This is a genomic window from Arthrobacter sp. H41, from assembly GCF_000520535.1.
In the GTDB taxonomy this organism is placed as follows: domain Bacteria; phylum Actinomycetota; class Actinomycetes; order Actinomycetales; family Micrococcaceae; genus Arthrobacter_D.
The window spans coordinates 1-3,045 of record NZ_KI914842.1 but is presented as its reverse complement, the minus strand read 5'-3'; the positions used below and the strand labels follow the sequence as shown (position 1 = coordinate 3,045).

Genomic DNA, 3,045 nt, shown 5'->3' with positions numbered 1-3,045 from the left:
GCAGGCACGACTAGCGTGCGTAGTACTCGACCACGAGCTGCTCTTCACAGGTGACGGGCACCTCGGAGCGCTTGGGGCGGCGCACCAGGCGGGCCTGGAGCTTGTCGAGCTGCACGTCGAGGTACCCGGGAACTGCCGGGAGGACATCGCGGTGCGCACCGGCTGCCGCGACCTGCAGCGGGACCATGGTCTCGCTGCGGGTGTGCACGTGGATGAGCTGGCCTTCGGCGACACGGAACGACGGGCGGTCCACGCGGGCGCCGTCGACCATGATGTGGCGGTGAACCACGAGCTGGCGGGCCTGGGCGATCGTCCGGGCGAAACCGGAGCGGAGCACGAGGGCGTCGAGACGCATTTCGAGGAGTTCGATGAGGTTCTCACCGGTCAGGCCTGCCGTGCGGCGGGCTTCCTCGAAGACGCGGGTCATCTGGGCCTCGCGGATGCCGTACTGGGCGCGCAGACGCTGCTTTTCGCGCAGGCGTACGGCGTAGTCGCTGTCCTGCTTGCGGCGCGCTCGGCCGTGCTGGCCGGGCGCGTAGGGCCGACGCTCGAGGTACTTCTCGGCCTTCGGAGTCAGAGCAATGCCGAGGGCCCGCGAGATGCGGACCTTCCGGCGGGCACGTGTGTTGTTAGCCACGTCTACCTTTCACTGTTTTTGCGGCGAAGAGCCGGCGCAGCTGCGCTGCGCGGCACTTTCTCTATGTTGCTGGCCTCCAGTGAGGAGAGCCGGGATTGGCCGCTTCCCGGTACTACAGTCCGCCGGCCCCCTACCCGCCGCACGCGAAAGGTGCGGAAAGGGAGACGAAGGGATCGGCGACTTGCCAGTCAACCTGCAATGTTAGCAGTTCCCTGCCCGGGCACTGGAATCCCCCGGCATCCGTGGGCCCGGAAGGGGGCCGGGAAGGGTCTCCCGCGGTTACTTCCCGCGGATGATCCGCCGCAGGCGACCGAGCCGGGTGGCGATATCGCGTTCGGCACCTCGATCCGTGGGCGTGTAGTAGTCGCGTCCCACGAGGTCGTCAGGTGCATATTGCTGGGACGCGATACCGTGCGGCTCATCATGAGAGTAGACGTACCCCTTGCCGTGCCCCAGCTGGCCTGCCCCGGGGTAGTGGGCGTCCCTGAGGTGTGCCGGGATGCCCTGGCCACGGCCCGCCCGCACGTCGGCGACGGCAGCATTGATCCCGTTGTAGGCTGCATTCGATTTCGGCGCAGTGGCGACGTGCACCGCTGCCTCGGCAAGGATGATCCGCGCCTCAGGCATTCCCACGAGCTGCACGGCCTGCGCCGCCGCAACCGTCGTCTGCAGGGCCGACGGATCGGCCATGCCCACGTCCTCCGAGGCGGAGATCATGAGCCGCCGCGCCACGAAACGGGGATCCTCGCCCGCTTCGAGCATCCGCGCCAGGTAGTGCAGGGCTGCGTCGACGTCGGAGCCGCGCAGCGACTTGATGAACGCGCTCGCGACGTCGTAGTGCTGGTCCCCTGCGCGGTCGTAGCGCAGCGCAGCGACGTCGACGGCCTTCTCCGCGTGCGCGAGCTCCACGTCCACGGCGCCCGACGGGCTGCCCTGCACGGAATGGGCCACACCCGCGGCCGCTTCGAGGGCTGTCAGGCCGCGCCGCGCATCGCCCGCCGCCAGCCGCACCAGGTGGGCGAGCGCCTCATCGGTGAGCCGGACGGATCCGGCGAGACCGCGTTCGTCGTCGACGGCGCGCTGGAGCAGGCCCGCGATATCGGCCTCGGTCAGTGGTTTGAGGGTCTGGAGGAGTGACCTCGACAGCAGGGGCGACACCACGGAGAAGGAGGGGTTTTCGGTGGTCGCCGCGATCAGGACCACCCAGCGGTTCTCCACGCCCGGCAGCAGGGCATCCTGCTGTGCCTTGTTGAACCGGTGGATCTCGTCGAGGAAGAGAATGGTGGTCCGGCGGTGCAGGTCCCTGCCGGTGAGCGCCTCATCCATGACCCGGCGCACATCCTTGACGCCGGCGGTGATCGCGGAGAGCTCCACGAACTGGCGGCCCTGACCGCGTGCAATGACATGCGCCAGCGTGGTCTTCCCGGTTCCCGGCGGGCCCCACAGGATGACGGACGACGGCCCCGCCGGACCGCCCGAATCGGTATCCCCGGCCAGGGTCCGCAGTGGGGAGCCCGGTCCCAGCAGATGCTGCTGGCCTACCACCTCGTCGAGGGTCCGGGGCCGCATCCGGACAGCAAGTGGACTCCGGGGGCGCTGCCCTCCGGCGGGGAAGCCGGTCCCCGGACCGCGTCCGGCGCCGGCGGGGACGACATCGTCGGTGTCGTCGTCCTCGGCGTCCATGCTGAATAGATCATTCACACCGCCAAGGCTACTGTGTAGCACGGACATCGCAGCGGCCGGCTGTCCCGGACGGAGGAGCACACTCATGACGGATACATTGACCGTGCTGGTCGCGGCCGACCGTCTTCCGGGCTGGCTCGAACGCTTCGCCGTCCGCAACGGCGGCTATACCTTTTCGGCCGAACCCGGAGCGGCCGTTCTCACCGGCGCCAACCAGTGCCGCGCGGTGATCACTCCCCCGCTGCCTCTGGCCCTGGAAGGGGGGTCGCCGGTCGAAACCGACGTACTCGAAGCCATTCGAACCGCCGCCGGTTCGCCCCGTACCGTCGGCGTGATCCTCATCCGGCGAGGCGGCTACTCGGTGGGCGTGTCCCGCAGCGGAATGCTCCTCGCGTCGAAGACCGGCACGCGCTACGTCCAGTCCCGCACCGCGGCCGGCGGGTGGTCGCAGCAAAGGTTCGCGCGGCGCCGCGCCAACCAGGCAACGTCCCTGGTCCTCGAGGCGGCGGAACGTGCAGCGGCCATGTTCGGCGGACACCCCGTCGAGTGCATCCAGCGCGGCGGGGACCGCGCACTGGCGACGGACGTGTTCGAGCAGGCGTCCCTGAGAAAGTACGCATCGCTGCCCCAGTTGCCGTTCGCCACGGTGCCCGATCCACGGCTCGTCATCCTGCAGCGAATCGCGTTGGAGACGACGGCGGTGCGGATCGCGATCACCGGCCCGC

General features: G+C 69.4%; 3 protein-coding genes. 1 reads left to right on the top strand and 2 read right to left on the bottom strand.

Annotated elements, in window-relative coordinates; genetic code table 11:
* Nucleotides 1–10: 10 nt before the first annotated feature.
* Entirely contained in the window at nucleotides 11–637 is a 627-nt protein-coding gene (gene rpsD, locus Y705_RS0116020; protein WP_026533579.1) for a 30S ribosomal protein S4, read from the bottom strand.
* Nucleotides 638–916: 279 nt separating this feature from the next.
* Entirely contained in the window at nucleotides 917–2,338 is a 1,422-nt protein-coding gene (locus Y705_RS0116015; RefSeq protein WP_026533578.1) for a replication-associated recombination protein A, read from the bottom strand.
* Nucleotides 2,339–2,405: 67 nt separating this feature from the next.
* Between Y705_RS0116015 and Y705_RS20750 the strand changes: the two genes are divergently transcribed.
* Nucleotides 2,406–3,045, top strand: a 640-nt coding sequence (locus Y705_RS20750; RefSeq protein WP_049822901.1) for an acVLRF1 family peptidyl-tRNA hydrolase, incomplete at its 3' end; no start/stop codon positions are given.